Here is a 17,586-nt window from a genome sequence, read left to right on the forward strand (position 1 = left end):
ATTACTCAATGATGAGAACGTATCTCAACGGAGATGTCTCATCATTTACTCTTTATCTGGCTGCTAAAGTCTGAGAAAGCCAACTTCACAGTCCCGTTCAATATTCTTTTTGCTATGATCCGCGCCATCGCAGAATGACACGTCTTCATTAGCCTGAAGCAACGCAAAAACCAAAAAAAAAGACCCGGAAAAAATCCGGGTCAAAAACCGTGATTAGCCTGATGAGGAGATAATCCAGGAGCCGACCTAAGACTCCTGAGTTATCCAGCTGATCTCGCGATCAGCTGATGCAATAATAATCATTATCATTTGCAAGTCAAATGTTTTTCTTGCGTCCATGCAGAAAAACAATCGGTGACGAGGCCGCAGAGCCTCAATCCAGTGGCAATTCAGTGGTGCGCTTCACCTCGCTCATGGCGATGTTGGAGTGCGCTTCCTGTACGTGGGGCTGTTGCAGCAGGTGATCGCGCAAGAAGCGTTCATAGCTGGAAATGTCCTGGGCCACGACCTTCAGCAAGAAATCCATATTCCCCGCCATCGCATAGCATTCCAGCACCTCCGGGTAGCCGGTGATCGCTTCTTCGAATTCGGTCAGGTAGCGCCGACCATGCCCCGATAACTTCACGCTGACGAAAACCGTCATGGTCAGGCCGAGCTTTTTCGGGTTGAGCAGGGCGACTTTGCGCTCGATAACGCCTTCTTCCTGCAGCCGGTTGATCCGCCGCCAGCAGGGCGATTGGGAAAGCTCGACCCGTTCGGCGATCTCCGCAGCCGAGAGGTCAGCATTGTGTTGCAGCAGGCGCAGGATCTTGCGGTCGATGGGGCTTAATTTAATCTGCATGAATTGACCCTGTTTTTTATTTTTATCGAAAGGAACATGTCGAATATCAGCAGATTTTCGCCAAATTAGAAAGAAAAAGCCCGGTTGCTACAGGCAGTATTTTGCTTGTGACCGCCGAGTCGAACCTGCTCGGCACTACAGCCTGAAATGCTCATAAAAATAAAAGGAGCACCTGAATGTCTTTGGCTGATATTCGTCTGGACGATAAGTACCGGCTCGCGACCGGCAATCTGTATTTGACCGGCACCCAGGCGTTGACCCGCCTGCCGATGCTGCAAAAACAGCGCGACGAAGCGCGGGGCCTGAATACCGCCGGTTTCATTTCCGGCTATCGCGGCTCGCCACTGGGCAACCTCGACAAAAGCCTTTGGGATGCCAAGGATTACCTGAAACAGAACGCCATCCATTTCCAGCCCGGCGTCAACGAAGAGTTGGCGGCGACGGCCGTTTGGGGCAGTCAGCAGGTCAATCTGTTCCCCGAAGGCAAATACGATGGTGTGTTCGCCCTCTGGTACGGTAAAGGTCCAGGCGTTGATCGCTGCGGCGACGTGTTCAAGCACGCCAACTCCGCAGGCGTCGCCAATAACGGTGGTGTATTGGTGCTGGCGGGTGACGACCATGGCTGCAAATCGTCGACCATCGCCCACCAGAGCGAACATGCGTTCATCGCCGCGATGATTCCGGTGCTCAATCCGAGCAATGTTCAGGAAATTCTCGACTACGGCATCATCGGCTGGGAGCTGTCGCGCTACAGCGGATGCTGGGTGGCGATGAAAACCATCGCCGAAAACGTCGACTCTTCGGCCGTCGTCGAAGTCGATCCGCTGCGCATCGTCACGCAAATTCCCGAAGACTTCGACATTCCCGAAGGCGGCTTGCACATTCGCTGGCCTGATCCGCCGCTGGCTCAGGAAGCACGCCTCAATACCTACAAAATCTACGCCGCCCGGGCCTTTGCTCGCGCCAACAAGCTCAATCAAGTGGTTATCGATTCGCCTCAGCCTCGGCTAGGCATCGTCACTACCGGCAAGTCTTATCTGGATGTGCGGCAAGCGCTGGAAGAACTGGGCATTGATCAGGATTTGTGCGCGCAAGTCGGCATTCGGGTGCTCAAGGTCGGCATGAGCTGGCCGCTGGAACCGGTGTCGGTGCATGATTTCGCGGAAGGACTGGAAGAAATTCTCGTCGTTGAAGAAAAACGCAGCGTTATCGAGGATCAACTCACCGGCCAGCTCTATAACTGGCCAGTGGACCGCCGTCCGGTGGTGGTTGGCGAGTTCGACGAACAAGGGCGTTCGCTGCTGCCGAACCTCAGTGAGCTGACTCCGGCGATGATCGCCCGGGTCATTGCCAAACGTCTGGCGCCTTTCTACAGCAGCCCGCAAATCGAGGCGCGCCTGCAATTTCTCGCGGAGAAGGAACAAGCGCTGCAAGCGCCGCTGTTCAATACTCAGCGCACCCCCCATTTCTGCTCCGGCTGCCCGCACAACACGTCAACTCGCGTGCCTGAAGGCAGCCGCGCCCTGGCGGGCATTGGTTGCCATTACATGACCATCTGGATGGATCGGGCCACCGAAACCTTCACCCAGATGGGCGGCGAGGGCGTGACCTGGATCGGCCAGGCGCCGTTCACTGAAACACCGCACGTGTTCCAGAACCTGGGCGACGGTACTTACTTTCACTCCGGGCATCTGGCCGTGCGTGCGGCGGTCGCGGCCGGAGTCAACATCACTTACAAAATTCTCTACAACGACGCCGTGGCAATGACTGGCGGGCAGCCCATCGATGGCATTTTGCGCGTCGATCAGCTCAGCCGTCAGGTCTTCAACGAAGGCGTGCTGCGCATCGCGCTGGTTTCCGATGAGCCGGACAAATACCCGAGCCGCGCCGGTTTCGCGCCGATCACCACCTTTCATCACCGACGCGATCTGGACAGCGTGCAGCGCGAGCTGCGTGAGTTCAAAGGCGTTTCGGTGATCATCTATGACCAGACCTGTGCCACCGAGAAGCGTCGTCGGCGCAAACGCGGCACCATGAAGGATCTGGAAAAACGTGCGTTGATCAATCCAGCCGTGTGCGAAGGCTGCGGCGATTGCGGGGTCAAATCCGGTTGTTTGTCCGTGCTGCCCAAGGAAACTGCGCAGGGCCGCAAGCGGGAAATCGATCAGAACGCCTGTAACAAGGATTTCAGCTGCGTCGAAGGTTTTTGCCCCAGCTTTGTCACCGTCCATGGTGGCGCATTGCGCAAGCCGAGCCTGCCGACTCAGGTGCAAGCCTTCGCCCAACTGCCGGACCCGCAACTGCCAAGCCTGGCCAAGCCGCACAACATTCTGTTGTCGGGTGTCGGCGGCACTGGCGTGACCACGGTTGGCGCCATGCTGGGCTTCGCCGCCAACCTGGAAGGCAAGGGCTGCAGCGTGCTTGACCAGGCCGGTCTGGCGCAGAAGTTCGGTCCGGTGGTCAGCCATATCCGCATCGCGGCGCGTCAGGAAGATCTGTTTGCGGTGCGTATTGCCGCAGGCGAGGCGCATCTGTTGCTGGGCTGTGATTTGTTGGTGGCGTCCGGTCCGGACGCGATTGCCAAGCTTAACTCGACCTTTTCCCATGCCGTGATCAACAGCCAGCAAACCCCGACTGCCGAGTTCACCCGCAATCCGGACGCCGAATTTCCGGCCGAAGCGATGAAACAGACCATTCGCGACGCAGTGGGCGTGCAACATACCCATTTTGTTGAAGCGACGGATCTGGCGACCAAACTCCTTGGCGACACCATTGCCAGTAACCTGTTCATGCTCGGGTATGCCTTCCAGTTAGGTTTGATCCCGCTGAGTTCGGCCGCTATCGAGAAAGCCATCGAACTCAACGGCGTGTCGGTCAAACTCAATCAGCAGGCATTTCTCTGGGGCCGTCGCGCGGCTCATGATCTGCCTGCCGTACAGGCTGCGGCCAACCCAACCGGTCAGATTCCGGAGGAACCGCAATTGCTGAGCCTTGATCAACGGGTGCAGGCCAATGTCGCAACTCTGACGGCCTACCAGAACGACGCCTACGCCAAGCGCTACATGCGGCTGGTGAGCAAAGTTCAGGAAACCGAGGCGCGGCTATTCCCTGGACAGCAACTGGCGTTGACCGAAGCGGTGGCGTTCAACTACTTCAAGCTGTTGGCCTACAAGGACGAATATGAAGTGGCGCGGCTGTACAGCAACGGCGATTTCACTCGCCAGTTGCAGGCCCAGTTTGAAGGTGACTATCGCCTGGAATTCCACCTTGCGCCGTCATGGCTGGCCAAGCGTGACAAGCTGACCGGGCAACCGCGTAAACGCAGTTTCGGGCCGTGGATGCTCAAGGCCTTCGATGTACTGGCGAAGTTCAAATTCCTGCGTGGCACGGCCATCGATCCATTCGGTCGCAGCCTGGAACGCCGCCAGGAACGGGAGCTGATCGAGTCCTACGTCAGTGACATCGAGCTGATCCTCCAGCACCTGTCGGCGTCCAATCGCCACACCGCATTGAGCCTGGCGCGACTGCCGGAGAAAATCCGTGGTTACGGTCACATCAAGGAAAGCGCCATGAAAGCCGCAGCCCTGCAAACCGCGCGCATGCGCCAGAGCTTGATCAGCGGGGAAGTGGAGTTGCCGAAGTTGTATGAAGTGGCTGCTTGATTGAGGACTGCTTTTTTCTGGGGGGAGGGGCGATTGCGCCCCTCAAAACCGATTGCGTTGACAGAACGCCCGTGGGACCGGCTTCAGCCGGGAAGGGGTCGGTGCAGAAAACACATCTGCGGGGTCTGGCAGATCTTCGCGAATGAATTCGCTCCCACGAGCGGAATACGGTCACCCCGTGGACCGGCTTCAGCCGGGAGAGCGCTCTCCCGGCTGAAGCCGGTCCTACGGGTCACAGTCTCCGGTGAATATTCAAACGCTACCGTCTCCCAACTCCACCAGCACCGTCCCCTCGCTGACCATCTCGCCTTCATTGCAGTACAGCGCCGTAACCACGCCAGCATGGGCGGCGCGGATGCTGTGTTCCATTTTCATGGCCTCCAGCACCACCAATTGAGTGCCGGCTTCAACTCGCTCACCCACTTCTACCAGCACCCGAACGATGCTGCCGTTCATGGGCGCGGTCAGGCCACCTTGCGGGCCATGGCTGGATTCGGCCTCGGCAATCGGGTCCAGGCGCTTGATGGCATGCACTTCGCCCTGCCATTGCAGATACAACGTGTCGCTGCGTCGTAAAGCCAGATGCTTGCGGCTCACGCCATCCTTGTGGATCTGCAAATGCTCGCCGTTCAGTTGCGCGGACGGTGTGCTGTCGTCACGCAGCCTGATGACTTGATGCTGGCTATTGCAGCTAAGGTGCAAGTCAACTTCACTGGGTAGCCCCAGGCGCAGCCCGTTGTTGGCGGCCCAGGGAGAATAAGCGTCGTCCCGATTAACGCGAGCCGTCGCGCTCTGGCTGAACGCCTCGGCAGCGGCCTGCCAGAACTCGGCGGACAATTCGGCAGGAGCGGGCAACAGCTGCGCCTGATAGCGCGGGATGAAATCGGTATCCAGCTCCGTTGTGGCGAAGGCCGGATGGCCAACGATGCGCCTCAGGAATGGGAGATTGGTCTTGACCCCGCCAACCACGAACTCATCAAGCATGGACAGCAGCCGCAGGCGTGCCTCTTCGCGGGTTTCCCCCCAGGCGATCAGCTTGGCGAGCATCGGATCGTAGAATGGCGAAACGCTGTCGCCTTCGTTGACGCCGCTGTCTACCCGTTTGCCATGGCCTAGTGAACACTCCCGATACAACGCCAGAGTCCCGGTCGAGGGCAGGAAGTCGTGATCGGGGTCTTCAGCGTAGAGGCGAACCTCAATCGCATGGCCGTTACGCAGCACTTGTTCCTGGGAAACGGGCAGGGCTTCACCTTGGGCAATTCGAATCTGCCATTCGACCAGATCCACGCCGGTAATCAGCTCGGTGACCGGATGTTCGACTTGCAGGCGCGTGTTCATCTCCATGAAGAAGAATTCGCCCCGCGAATCGAGCAGGAACTCCACCGTCCCCGCGCCAACATAACCAATGGTTTGCGCAGCCCGTACAGCCGCTTCGCCCATGGTCTGGCGCAATTGCGCGCTGAGCCCCGGTGCGGGGGCTTCCTCGACGACCTTCTGGTGACGGCGTTGAATCGAGCAGTCGCGATCATGCAGATAAATGCAGTGACCCTGCTGGTCGGCGAATATCTGGATTTCTACATGACGCGGCTGGAGCAGGTATTTCTCCACCAGCATACGTGAGTCGCCGAAGGACGCCTGGGCTTCGCGTTGCCCGGAGGCCAGGGCTTCAGCCATTTCCTCGGGCCGTTCGACGACCTTCATGCCTTTGCCGCCGCCGCCCGCTGTCGCCTTGAGCAAGACCGGATAACCGATACGCTGGGCCGCGCCGAGAAAGGTTTCAACATCCTGCGCCTGGCCGTGATAACCCGGCACCAGCGGCACGCCTGCGTCTTCCATCAGGGCCTTGGCCGCAGCCTTGCTGCCCATGGCGTCGATAGCCGAGGCGGGTGGGCCGAGAAAGATCAGTCCTGCGGCTTCGATGGCTCGCGCGAACTCGGCGTTTTCGGATAAAAAGCCGTAGCCCGGATGAATGGCCTGGGCGCCACTGGATTTGGCCGCATCTATCAGCTTGTCGATCAGCAGGTAACTGTCGGTGGCTTTGCTGCCGCCCAGATCGACACAGATATCGGCTTCGCGACTGTGCCGTGCATTGCGATCCGCTGCACTGTGGACGGCGACCGTGGTCAAGCCCATTTTTTTCGCCGTGCGCATGATCCTGCAGGCGATTTCGCCCCGATTGGCAACGAGCAGCGTGGTCAGTTTCGGGACGCTCATGAACGTGGCTCCTTGTGGTTATCGGCCACGGCGGTCTGCCAGCCGGGCGTACGCTTTTCCAGAAACGCGCGCAGACCTTCCTGGCCTTCCGCGCTGATGCGGATTCGGGCGATGGCGTTCTCGCAATAGCGACGCAGCCCGGGGCTCAGCTCGCCGTTTCCGACTTCCCGTAGCAAGTCCTTGCTGGCGCGCATGGCCAGCGGGCTATTGAGCAGCAGATTGTCGATCCATTGTTCGACGTAATGTTCCAGCTCGCTGGCGGGATAGCACTCGGCAAGCAGGCCGATCTGCTGCGCTCTTGCGCCGCTGAAACGTTCAGCGGTCAGGGCATAGCGCCGGGTTGCGCGTTCGCCGATGGCCTGCACCACGAACGGGCTGATGACTGCCGGAGCGAGGCCGATGCGTACTTCCGACAGGCAGAACTGCGCATCCTCGGCACCAATGGCCATGTCGCAGCAGCTGATCAAGCCCAAAGCGCCGCCGAATGCCGCGCCTTGCACCACTGCCAGGGCGGGAATCTTCAGCTTCGCCAGGTTGTACATCAGTTCGGCGAGTTCCCGAGCGTCATCCAGATTGGTGTTGTAATCCAGATTCGCCGATTGCTGCATCCAGGCCAGATCGGCACCGGCGCTGAAATGCTTGCCACGCCCGCGAATCAGCAGGAAACGCAGGCTGGCGTCGGCTTGCACCTGATCCAGCGCGAGAATCAGCTCACGAATCATCTGGGCATTGAAGGCGTTGTTTTTCTCCGGGCGGTTCAGCCACAAAGTGGCGAAGCCGCGCGGGTCACGGTGGACTTCTACAGTATGAAAATCGGTCATGGTCATTCCTTGGGCGCGCACCGGCTTACATGCGGAACAGGCCGAATGTGGTGGGCTCGATGGGGGCGTTCAGCGCGGCGGACAGCGCCAGGGCGAGCACATCCCGGGTCTGGGCCGGGTCGATGACGCCGTCGTCCCACAAGCGAGCGCTTGAGTAGTACGGATGCCCTTGATGCTCGTACTGATCGAGAATCGGCTGCTTGATCTCTGCTTCCTGAGCGGCGCTGAAAGGCTGGCCGCTACGTTCCGCCTGTTCGCGCTTGACCTGCACCAACACGCCAGCGGCTTGCTCGCCACCCATGACGCCGATTCGCGCGTTGGGCCACATCCACAGAAAGCGCGGGTCGTAAGCGCGACCGCACATGCCGTAATTCCCGGCGCCGAAGCTGCCGCCGATGATCACCGTGAACTTTGGCACTTTGGCGCAGGCCACAGCGGTCACCAGTTTGGCGCCGTGCTTGGCAATGCCGCCGGCTTCGTATTTCTGGCCGACCATGAATCCGGTGATGTTTTGCAGAAACAGCAAGGGGATGCCGCGCTGACAGGCCAGCTCAATGAAGTGCGCGCCTTTTTGTGCTGATTCGGCGAACAAAATGCCGTTGTTGGCAAGAATCGCGATGGGGTAGCCATGCAGGCGAGCGAAACCACACACCAGCGTCGTGCCGAACAGGGCCTTGAACTCATCGAACTGCGAACCATCCACCAACCGGGCAATGACTTCCCGCACATCGAAAGGCTGTTTGGCGTCGGCAGGAATCACCCCGTACAGCTCTTCGCTGGCGTACAGCGGGGCGATGGGGGCGATTGCTTCAAGTTGCCCTTGTTTGCGCCAATTGAGGTTGGCGATGCAGCGACGGGCCAGTTCCAGTGCATGCTCGTCGCTCTCGGCATAGTGGTCGGCAACCCCGGACGTGCGGCAATGCACGTCCGCACCGCCGAGGTCTTCAGCGCTGACCACTTCACCCGTAGCAGCTTTGACCAGCGGCGGACCGGCAAGGAAGATCGTCGCTTGCTGGCGAACCATGATGGCTTCGTCGGCCATGGCCGGCACGTAGGCGCCGCCCGCCGTGCAGGAGCCCATGACCACGGCGATCTGCGGGATGCCCTGAGCACTCATGTTGGCCTGGTTGAAAAATATCCGGCCGAAGTGCTCGCGGTCCGGGAACACTTCATCCTGCCTTGGCAGGTTGGCGCCGCCCGAATCCACCAGATAGATGCACGGCAGGCGATTCTGCTGGGCGATGGTCTGCGCGCGCAGGTGTTTCTTCACCGTGAGCGGGTAATACGAACCACCTTTTACCGTGGCATCGTTGGCGATGATCATGCATTCGACGCCTTCGACCCGGCCGATACCTGCAATCACCCCGGCTGCCGGGACATCTTCGTCATAAACCTCGAAGGCGGCGAGCTGGCCGATTTCAAGAAATGGCGATCCGCTGTCGAGCAGGCGATTGATACGCTCCCGAGGCAGCAGCTTGCCCCGCGAGGCGTGGCGTTCCTGGGCTTTGGCGCCGCCGCCTTGCTGGATTTTCTCCAGCAACTGGCGCAAGCCGCTGACGTGCTCCAGCATTGCGACGCTATTAACTGAAAAAACCGGCGAGCGGGTGTTGATCTGGCTATGCAAAATGGCCATCAGTTACTCCCTGAATGCTGTGGTCCGCAGAGCGGCAGGATCTTGTCTTGCCGCTTGCAACTGCTCTTATTTCGTCTCATTGAACAGTTCGCGCCCAATCAGCATCCGGCGAATTTCACTGGTGCCCGCGCCGATCTCATACAGCTTGGCATCGCGTAACAGCCGCCCAGCCGGGAATTCATTGATGTAGCCGTTGCCGCCCAGAATCTGGATGGTGTCCAGGGCCATTTGCGTCGCCCGTTCGGCGCTGTACAGAATCACTCCGGCGGCATCCTTGCGGGTGGTTTCGCCGCGTTCGCAGGCCTGCGCCACGGCATAAAGATAAGCGCGGCTGGCGTTCAGTTGCGTATACATATCTGCCACCTTGCCCTGAATCAGCTGGAATTCGCCGATGCTCTGGCCGAATTGCTTGCGGTCATGGATGTACGGGACCACGACATCCATGCAAGCCTGCATGATTCCGGTCGGGCCGCCCGAGAGCACCACGCGCTCGTAATCCAGGCCACTCATCAGCACTTTCACACCGCCGTCCAGCGCGCCGAGCAGGTTTTCTTCCGGCACCTCGACGTCGTCGAAAAACAGCTCACAGGTGTTCGAGCCGCGCATGCCCAGCTTGTCGAACTTGTTGCTGCGGGAAAATCCCTTCCAGTCGCGCTCGACAATAAATGCGCTGATGCCGTGCGCAGCTTTTTCCGGGCTGGTCTTGGCGTAGATCACATAGGTGTTGGCATCCGGGCCGTTGGTGATCCAGGTTTTGCTGCCATTGAGTACGAATCGGTCACCGCGCTTGTCGGCACGCAGGCGCATGGACACCACGTCAGAACCGGCGTTTGGCTCGCTCATCGCCAAGGCGCCAACGTGCTCGCCGCTGATGAGTCGGGGTAGGTATTTGGCCTTCTGCGCCGGGTTGCCGTTGCGGTTGATCTGGTTCACGCACAGGTTGGAGTGCGCGCCGTAGGACAAGGCTACCGATGCCGAGCCGCGGCTGATTTCTTCCATCGCCACCACATGGGCCAGATAACCCAAGCCCGCGCCGCCATACTCTTCGTCGACGGTAACGCCCAGCAGGCCCATTTCGCCAAACTTGCGCCACAGGTCAGCCGGGAACAGGTTGTCTTTATCGATTTGCGCCGCGCGAGGTGCGATTTCGGCTGCGACGAAGGACTGGACCTGATCGCGCAGCATGTCGATGGTTTCGCCCAGGGCGAAATTCAGGCTTGGGTAACTCATGGGTAGCGTTCCTTTGTTGTTGTTGGATGGGTCGCTATGACCTTTACGTTAACGTAAACCTGCAACTGAAGGGTGTCAAACGCGGAATGACTGCATCGGATAGAGGGCGAGGCGGGAAGGGGATGAACGATTAAAAGCCAGAAAGCACGAAGGGGAGCCTAAGCTCCCCTCCAAGGTATTTTTGCATGCTCATTTTTTATTATCGGCTGGCCTGTTGTTGTTTTTGGCGACCTGGCCTTGACTGCTTTTTTTGAGCGATCCCCATTCGGGATCAAGAGCAAACGTATTTTTTTGAGCGCTGATGCTGCTTTTATCAATCGATTCAACCAGTTCTGGAGCTACCTGAAGGTAGTTTTGTTGTTCTCTGTCCGGTTGTGAAGGTTCTGATATCCAGAAGCTTCGAAAAGCGAATCCACTCCAAAAAAATCTGTTAGCTGCGTCTCTGTCCGTATTGTTCTTGTTATGTCAGAGCCGTTACGTATTGTTTTTATTGGGTTACTGCACATTTTATTCTTGTTGTACGTGAGATATAGCAGGACCCGTGCCAGTTTTGCCAAGTCCTTTAAAATCGGGGGCTGCGCGGAATTCGATGGCATTTGAAGCTGGAGGACTCATCGAAATATGTTTCCGTGTTACCCGTTTGCGTCGTTTCCCCGCGTATGTTGCGGTGCGCAGGGTAACACTCTGTGACAAGTTGTCGCATGCTAGTCCGACAGACGTGCCTTCGCTACGCGCGAGCCTGTGTCCCGTCCGAGCACCTGACAGATGCGTTGACCGGCGCTGATCAGTTTATCCAGGTCGACCCCGGTGTCGATGCCGAGGCCGTTGAGCATGTACAACACATCCTCGGTTGCGACATTACCGCTGGCGCCTTTGGCGTAAGGGCAACCGCCCAGCCCGGCAATTGAACTGTCGAACACCTCGATGCCTTCCAGCAGGCTCGCGTAGACATTGGCCAGCGCTTGCCCGTAAGTATCGTGAAAATGCCCGGCCAGTTTGCCTCGGGGGATTTGCCCTGCGACCACATCGATCAAGTCACGCGTAGCTCCGGGCGTGCCGGTGCCAATGGTGTCGCCCAGGGAGATCTCGTAGCAACCCATGGCGAGCAGCTCGTTAGCGACCGCAGCGACTTGTTGCGGTGCCACCTTTCCTTCATAAGGGCAGCCGAGGACGCAGGACACATAACCGCGCACCTTGATGCCATGCAGACGCGCGGCCTCCATGATCGGCGCGAAACGTTCCAGGCTCTCGCTGATGGAGCAGTTGATGTTGCGCTGGGAAAACGCTTCTGAAGCTGCGGCGAACACCGCGACTTCCTTCACGCCAGCGGCCAGCGCATCTTCGAAGCCTCGCCAGTTGGGCGCCAGTGCTGCGTAAGTGATGTCATCGTTACGCTGGATTTGCGCAAACACCTCGGCGGAACCGGCCATTTGCGGCGCCCATTTGGCCGAGACAAAAGCGCCGACCTCGATGTAGCTCAGGCCTGTCGCGGACAGATCGTCCACGAGACGAACCTTGTCCGCAACGCTGATGGGCTGCGCTTCATTCTGCAGGCCGTCGCGTGGGCCGACTTCTACCAGGCGTACTTTTTTGGGCTGCGACATACCGGTCTCCAGCTAGATCTGTTCGAGGTTTATTTGGTAATAAACTGATTTTCATCAATTTTACTCAAGGCAAGCTTGCAACGTTCCTCAGCGGTATCCAGCTCCAGCTGCATTTGCTGGATGTCCAGCAACTGCTGTTCAAGCTGATTGCGACGCTCGATGATCTTCTCAAGCATGGTGTGCAATTGCTTGCGGTTGCCGCCACTCGGATCGTAGAGCCCGATGAGGTCCCGGCACTCAGCCAGGGAAAAGCCGATGCGTTTACCGCGCAGGATCAGTTTCAGGGTGACCTTGTCACGGGCGGAATAGATGCGCTCCAGCCCCCGACGCTCTGGGGCCAGCATGCCTTGCTCTTCATAAAAGCGGATCGCCCGGGTGGTGATGTCCAGCTCGCGGGCGAGATCGGAAATGCTATAGGTCTGGTTACTCATGAGAACGCTCGACGGAAACGTAGGGCTAACCTACGGCGCAGTTGACGTTAACGTCAAGCTATCAAGCCGGCCAGTGCATCCGACCAGTCTCTAAATAGTATTAAGTTGTGAGGCTTATCTTAAATAAATCAAACAGTTGAATGATCAATATGAATTTCTTTCGAGGTGTTTTCCTTCGCCGTGATGGTCTGACACAGTTCGATGATCTGTTCACGCATCCAGCGATTGGCCGGGTCCTGATCGGTGCTTTCGTGCCAATAGAGATGAGTTTCTACTGAAGGCACGTCGTTGACCGGCAATGCCACGTAATGCAGGTCGTGACGCCGGGCAAAGCGCTCGGGCACCGTCATCACCATGTCGGTTTGTTGCAGCACTTGCGACGCCATCAGGTAATGCTGGGAGCGCAGGGCAACCTTGCGCTGAATGCCCATCTTCCCAAGCGCCAGATCGACATAACCAAGGCCGCTGCGGCGGCTTGAAATATGGATATGCGTCAGCGATAAATAGTCTTCGAGCTTGAACAGTTCCTTGCCCGCCAGCGGATGGCCACGGCGCATGGCGCAGACATATTTATCTTCCATGAGTTTGACGTGCCGCACTTGTGGATCGGTGTTCAAGGGTGCGTCAACCGCAAAATCAAGACGTCCGGCCGCCAGCTCCTTGGTGGTTTCCCGGCGTTTGGACAGGAAACTTTCGATGGTGACATTGGGCGCCAGGCGTCGCAGCCGCTGGAACAAGGCCGGCAGCGTTACCGCTTCCGTCAGGTCGGTCATGCTGATCCGATAGTTCTTGTTGGCCTGCAACGGGTTGAAAATGCGACTTTCCTGCACCGAAACCCTGAGCAGCGACAGCGCGTTGCGCACCGGGCCGATAATGTTCTGGGCCATGGGCGTGGGCACCATGCCCTGAGCGGTGCGCACGAACAGCGGGTCGTTGAAGGTTTCCCGAAGACGGGCCAGGGCGTTGGAAACCGCTGGTTGGGTAATGCCGACGATCTGCCCGGCGCGAGTCAGATTGGCTTCGGTATAGATCGCGTCAAACACGATGAATAGATTGAGATCGACCTTGCTCAGGTTCATTCGATGCGCCTCGTTACTGTTTTTGTTGTGTCGCGGCTCGCTGGCTGCGTGGCTCGACTATATATCGGTTATGAATGTTTATACACGCTGAAAATAGGTTAGATAAATGTTGGTCGCTGGCCTAGCATCGGATTCATGACCAGATAACCTCATCAGAAGGTAGCGACCCATGGATTTTGCGTACTCATCGAAGGTTCAGGAATTGCGCGAACGCGTCACGGCGTTCATGGATGCCTTTGTCTATCCCGCTGAACCGGTGTTCGAGCGTCAAGTTGCCGAAGGCGACCGCTGGCAGCCCACTGCGATCATGGAAGAGCTCAAGGCCAAGGCCAAGGCTGAAGGTTTGTGGAACCTGTTTTTGCCTGAATCAGAATTGGGTGCCGGGCTGACCAACCTGGAATACGCGCCGCTGGCGGAAATCATGGGCCGTTCCCTGTTAGGCCCGGAACCCTTCAACTGCTCCGCGCCGGACACCGGCAATATGGAAGTGCTGGTGCGATATGCCAGCGAAGCGCAGAAAGTCCAGTGGCTTGAACCGTTGTTGCGTGGCGAGATTCGTTCGGCATTTGCCATGACCGAACCCGATGTCGCGTCTTCGGATGCCACCAATATGGCGGCCCGCGCTGAGCGGCAGGGCGATGAATGGGTGATCAATGGCCGCAAATGGTGGACCTCCGGCGCCTGCGATCCGCGCTGCAAGATCCTGATTTTCATGGGCCTGAGCGATCCTGATGGCCCACGTCATCAGCAGCATTCGATGATCCTGGTGCCAACGGATACACCTGGCGTGAAAATCGTGCGACCGGTTCCGGTTTTCGGCTACGACGACGCGCCCCATGGCCATGCCGAAGTACTGTTTGAAAACGTGCGAGTCCCTTATGAGAACGTGCTGCTTGGCGATGGGCGGGGTTTTGAAATCGCCCAGGGTCGACTTGGGCCGGGGCGCATTCACCACTGCATGCGTTCGATCGGCATGGCCGAGCGCGCTCTGGAATTGATGTGCAAACGTGCGGTCAGCCGCGTAGCTTTCGGGCGTCCGTTGGCGCGTTTGGGCGGAAATGTCGACAAGATCGCCGATTCTCGGATGGAAATCGACATGGCGCGGCTGCTGACGCTCAAGGCCGCGTACATGATGGATACCGTGGGCAACAAAGTCGCAAAGAGCGAGATTGCGCAAATCAAGGTTGTGGCGCCCAACGTTGCCTTGAAGGTGATTGATCGGGCTATTCAGATTCACGGCGGTGCCGGGGTTTCCAATGATTTCCCTCTGGCCTATATGTACGCCATGCAGCGTACCCTGCGCCTGGCAGACGGCCCGGACGAAGTCCATCGCGCGGCCATCGGCAAGTTTGAAATCGGCAAGTATGTGCCTAAGGAAATGCTCAGAAGTGAAGGGCGTTGAAGTGAACGCGCAGGATTGACACTGATCATTGTGGGAGATTCTATGTTTTGGGGGGCAATCCCCAAACGTCTCGTTTGGCGGTGTCTGCCAGATACCTGCACGGCAAAGTGAAAATCAAAAAACCGGAGTGATCTTTGTTGGAGCGAGGCTTGCCCGCGAAGGCGTCAATTCAGCCAGCGAAAATGTCGGCCGACAGACCCATTCGCGGGCAAGCCTCGCTCCAACAGAATTTGGATAAATCCGGTCCTACGGTTGGGCGCAGCACCTGCGTCAATTAACCCAAACCTCAACTCGACGATTCTTGATCCGGCCTTCGTCCACATCATTGCCCGCCACGGGCATTTCGTCGCCGAAGCCGCGAACTTCGCGAAGGATCACATCGTTTTTCAGTAACTCCCGCCGCACGGCCATGGCGCGCAGCTTTGACAGCAGCGTCGCGCGTTCAGGATCGGTCTTGGCATCGCCAAAGCCCACCAGCGTGACGCTCTGGTTCAACTTGTCGTTGCGCTTGAGGTAGTCGACGACGCGTTTCAGGTCCAGCTGCGCTTTGTTGTCGAGTTTTGCGCTGCCTTGGGCGAAGCGAAAGTTCACCGAAAGCCGCTGTGCTTCGCGGGTCAATGCCTGATAGTCGCGCGGCATTTCCGGCGTGGCCTGTACCTTGATTGCCAGCACTGTCTGCGCCACGAAACCGTTTTGCGCGACGATGGCCTGTCCGTCCGGGCTCTGCGCGAACTGCACCAAGGCGTTGGCCCAGCGTTGATGCAGTTCAGGTGGCAGGTATAAATACAGGCGTCGCGAGAGGGGATAGTCTTCGGTGGCGATCAGACTCACCGTCGGCAACATCGGTTTGGCCTCGCCGTCGGCAACGGCCACGGCTTTGGCATGACGAACATAGGGCAGGCCGATAAACCCGATACCGAAACGATCCTGACTCACCAGGTCCGACAACTGTTCGCTGGACTCGAAGCGTTTTGCGCTGCGTGACAGGGTTTTGCCATATTTGAGCAGCACCAATTCCTTAAAGGTCTCGTAGGTCCCGGATTGCTCGTCCCGTGCGTACAAGTGGATGGGGGCGCTGCTGCCGCCCAGCTCCTCCCAATTGCTGATTTGCCCGGCAAACACCTTCGCCAGCTGCTCGGTGGTCAATTCTCGCAAGGGATTGCCGGGATGCAGAATCACCGCGACGCCATCAATCGCGATGACTTGTTCTGCCTTGTGACTACGCAGGTCACCAGAACCTGCCAGGTCGAGTGCTTCCTGGTTCTTGATGGGCCGCGAAGAGGCAGCGATATCGGCCAGATTGGCTTTCAGCGCGGCGAAGCCCGTACCCGAGCCGTGCGCGGCTACTTCGATGAACACCGGTTTGCCTTCAGCAGTGGTGGCAGATATCCGCACTTCGTTGGGCGTCGCCGCAGGTTCGGTATGCACTGATTGCAGGCCTTGCTTGCGCAGCAATCCTTCCACAAGCGCCGGACCCAGTTGCGCGCCAATGGTGTTGGAACCCTGGATACGCAGGACCGGGGTGTTATCAGCAGAAATCGGCAGCGCCGCCGATACGCTCAGGGGCGCCAGAAAAATACCCGCCAGCAAGACTGGCGCAAGGTGGCTGACTCGAAGAGAAAACACAGCGCGCAGCATCTGCGGCACCTTATGGAAGGAGGAAAGTGCCGGGAGAATAAGTCAGATAAGTTACTGGAATGTGACGGAGCAGTAACATCGCCGTTTTGTTGCGCGGTGACCTGGCCAGCGATCGTAGCTGGCCAGGGTTTATGCCATCAGATCAAACCAGTTCGAGCCAGATCGGTGCATGATCGGACGGTTTTTCCATCCCGCGCAAATCATAATCCACACCTGCGGCCTTGATTCTGGGTTGCAGGCCATGGGACGCCATGATCAGGTCGATGCGCAGGCCGCGCTTGGGCTCATCCTCGAAACCACGGCTGCGGTAATCGAACCAGCTGAACTGATCGATCACTTCTGGATATAAGTGGCGGAAGCTGTCAACAAGTCCCCAGGCTTTCAGGCGTTCCATCCACTCGCGTTCTTCCGGGAGGAAGCTGCATTTGCCGGTCTTCAGCCAGCGCTTGGCATTGTCCGGGCCGATGCCGATGTCGCTATCCTGCGGCGAGATATTCACGTCGCCCATCACCACCAGTGGCTGGTCGTTGCTGAAGCGGGTTTCCAGCAATGCTTGCAGATCATTGTAGAAACGCTGCTTTGCGGGGAACTTGGTGGGGTGATCGCGGCTTTCACCTTGTGGGAAATAGCCGTTCATGATGGTCACTGGCTGGCCGTTATTGTCGGCGAAAGTGCCCCAGATGAAGCGCTTTTGCGATTCTTCATCATCGGTGTCGAAGCCCTTGTGCAGCGCCAGCGGCATCTTGCGCGACAGCAGGGCGACGCCGTAATGGCCTTTTTGCCCGTGAAAATGCACGTGATAACCCAGCGCCTCAATGTCGGCTTGAGGGAATTGTTCGTCCGAGACTTTGGTTTCCTGCAGGCCGATAACGTCCGGCTGATGCTTTTCAATCAGCGCCGCCAGCTGATGAGGTCGGGCGCGCAGACCGTTGATATTGAACGAGACGATTTTCATGTGACGGCAGTCCTGACAAAAACAAAAAGCGATGCTAGCCCACCTGCAGGTTCTCGGCCAGTGTGCTGTCCGCCAC

12 protein-coding genes are annotated in these 17,586 nt (G+C 58.2%); 2 read left to right on the top strand and 10 right to left on the bottom strand.

What is annotated here, in order from left to right; translation table 11 throughout:
- Window positions 1-373: 373 nt before the first annotated feature.
- Window positions 374-841, bottom strand: coding sequence for an Lrp/AsnC family transcriptional regulator (locus AFK24_RS28780; protein ID WP_020290002.1), 468 nt, complete (start codon window positions 839-841; stop codon window positions 374-376).
- Window positions 842-1,017: 176 nt separating this feature from the next.
- On the opposite strand from AFK24_RS28780, the gene AFK24_RS28785 reads away from it, so the two are divergent.
- Window positions 1,018-4,503, top strand: coding sequence for an indolepyruvate ferredoxin oxidoreductase family protein (locus AFK24_RS28785; RefSeq protein WP_065836481.1), 3,486 nt, complete (start codon window positions 1,018-1,020; stop codon window positions 4,501-4,503).
- Between the two features lie 252 nt (window positions 4,504-4,755).
- Here AFK24_RS28785 and AFK24_RS28790 read toward each other — a convergent pair whose 3' ends face one another.
- From AFK24_RS28790 to AFK24_RS28820, 7 genes are all read right to left on the bottom strand, one after another.
- The gene (locus tag AFK24_RS28790) at window positions 4,756-6,717 is read right to left on the bottom strand and encodes an acetyl/propionyl/methylcrotonyl-CoA carboxylase subunit alpha (protein ID WP_065836482.1); all 1,962 of its coding nucleotides are present in this window, start codon (window positions 6,715-6,717) and stop codon (window positions 4,756-4,758) included.
- Window positions 6,714-7,544, bottom strand: a complete 831-nt coding sequence (locus AFK24_RS28795) for a gamma-carboxygeranoyl-CoA hydratase (RefSeq protein WP_080482362.1) — start codon at window positions 7,542-7,544, stop codon at window positions 6,714-6,716. The genes AFK24_RS28790 and AFK24_RS28795 overlap by 4 nt, the downstream gene beginning before the upstream one ends.
- 19 nt (window positions 7,545-7,563) lie before the next feature.
- Window positions 7,564-9,171, bottom strand: coding sequence for a carboxyl transferase domain-containing protein (locus tag AFK24_RS28800; protein ID WP_065836484.1), 1,608 nt, complete (start codon window positions 9,169-9,171; stop codon window positions 7,564-7,566).
- Between the two features lie 66 nt (window positions 9,172-9,237).
- On the bottom strand, window positions 9,238-10,401 hold the full coding sequence (locus AFK24_RS28805; RefSeq protein WP_065836485.1) for an isovaleryl-CoA dehydrogenase: 1,164 nt from the start codon (window positions 10,399-10,401) through the stop codon (window positions 9,238-9,240).
- 704 nt (window positions 10,402-11,105) lie between these two features.
- A complete protein-coding gene (locus AFK24_RS28810; protein WP_065836486.1) occupies window positions 11,106-12,005 on the bottom strand; it encodes a hydroxymethylglutaryl-CoA lyase in 900 nt (299 codons plus the stop codon).
- Between the two features lie 29 nt (window positions 12,006-12,034).
- The gene (locus AFK24_RS28815) at window positions 12,035-12,436 is read right to left on the bottom strand and encodes a MerR family transcriptional regulator (protein WP_065836487.1); all 402 of its coding nucleotides are present in this window, start codon (window positions 12,434-12,436) and stop codon (window positions 12,035-12,037) included.
- 128 nt (window positions 12,437-12,564) lie between these two features.
- Window positions 12,565-13,515: a LysR family transcriptional regulator gene (locus AFK24_RS28820; RefSeq protein WP_065836488.1), complete on the bottom strand. Its 951-nt coding sequence runs from the start codon at window positions 13,513-13,515 to the stop codon at window positions 12,565-12,567.
- Window positions 13,516-13,684: 169 nt separating this feature from the next.
- Between AFK24_RS28820 and AFK24_RS28825 the strand changes: the two genes are divergently transcribed.
- Entirely contained in the window at window positions 13,685-14,917 is a 1,233-nt protein-coding gene (locus tag AFK24_RS28825) for an acyl-CoA dehydrogenase (RefSeq protein WP_065836489.1), read from the top strand.
- Between the two features lie 270 nt (window positions 14,918-15,187).
- Here AFK24_RS28825 and AFK24_RS28830 read toward each other — a convergent pair whose 3' ends face one another.
- Together AFK24_RS28830 and xthA are read right to left on the bottom strand one after the other, a co-directional pair.
- A complete protein-coding gene (locus tag AFK24_RS28830; protein ID WP_065836490.1) occupies window positions 15,188-16,555 on the bottom strand; it encodes a substrate-binding domain-containing protein in 1,368 nt (455 codons plus the stop codon).
- Between the two features lie 142 nt (window positions 16,556-16,697).
- Window positions 16,698-17,510: an exodeoxyribonuclease III gene (gene xthA, locus AFK24_RS28835; protein ID WP_065836491.1), complete on the bottom strand. Its 813-nt coding sequence runs from the start codon at window positions 17,508-17,510 to the stop codon at window positions 16,698-16,700.
- Window positions 17,511-17,586: the final 76 nt, after the last annotated feature.

Source organism: Pseudomonas syringae (genome assembly GCF_001698815.1).
Taxonomy (GTDB): Bacteria; Pseudomonadota; Gammaproteobacteria; order Pseudomonadales; family Pseudomonadaceae; genus Aquipseudomonas; species Aquipseudomonas syringae_A.

Bases quoted from the DNA above. Each gene is read 5' to 3' on its own strand.
- xthA (WP_065836491.1), bottom strand. From the start codon at position 17,510: ATGAAAATCGTCTCGTTCAATATCAACGGTCTGCGCGCCCGACCTCAT.
- AFK24_RS28800 (WP_065836484.1), bottom strand. From the start codon at position 9,171: ATGGCCATTTTGCATAGCCAGATCAACACCCGCTCGCCGGTTTTTTCA.
- AFK24_RS28785 (WP_065836481.1), top strand. From the start codon at position 1,018: ATGTCTTTGGCTGATATTCGTCTGGACGATAAGTACCGGCTCGCGACC.
- AFK24_RS28795 (WP_080482362.1), bottom strand. From the start codon at position 7,544: ATGACCATGACCGATTTTCATACTGTAGAAGTCCACCGTGACCCGCGC.
- AFK24_RS28820 (WP_065836488.1), bottom strand. From the start codon at position 13,515: ATGAACCTGAGCAAGGTCGATCTCAATCTATTCATCGTGTTTGACGCG.
- AFK24_RS28830 (WP_065836490.1), bottom strand. From the start codon at position 16,555: ATGCTGCGCGCTGTGTTTTCTCTTCGAGTCAGCCACCTTGCGCCAGTC.
- AFK24_RS28805 (WP_065836485.1), bottom strand. From the start codon at position 10,401: ATGAGTTACCCAAGCCTGAATTTCGCCCTGGGCGAAACCATCGACATG.
- AFK24_RS28780 (WP_020290002.1), bottom strand. From the start codon at position 841: ATGCAGATTAAATTAAGCCCCATCGACCGCAAGATCCTGCGCCTGCTG.
- AFK24_RS28790 (WP_065836482.1), bottom strand. From the start codon at position 6,717: ATGAGCGTCCCGAAACTGACCACGCTGCTCGTTGCCAATCGGGGCGAA.
- AFK24_RS28815 (WP_065836487.1), bottom strand. From the start codon at position 12,436: ATGAGTAACCAGACCTATAGCATTTCCGATCTCGCCCGCGAGCTGGAC.
- AFK24_RS28810 (WP_065836486.1), bottom strand. From the start codon at position 12,005: ATGTCGCAGCCCAAAAAAGTACGCCTGGTAGAAGTCGGCCCACGCGAC.
- AFK24_RS28825 (WP_065836489.1), top strand. From the start codon at position 13,685: ATGGATTTTGCGTACTCATCGAAGGTTCAGGAATTGCGCGAACGCGTC.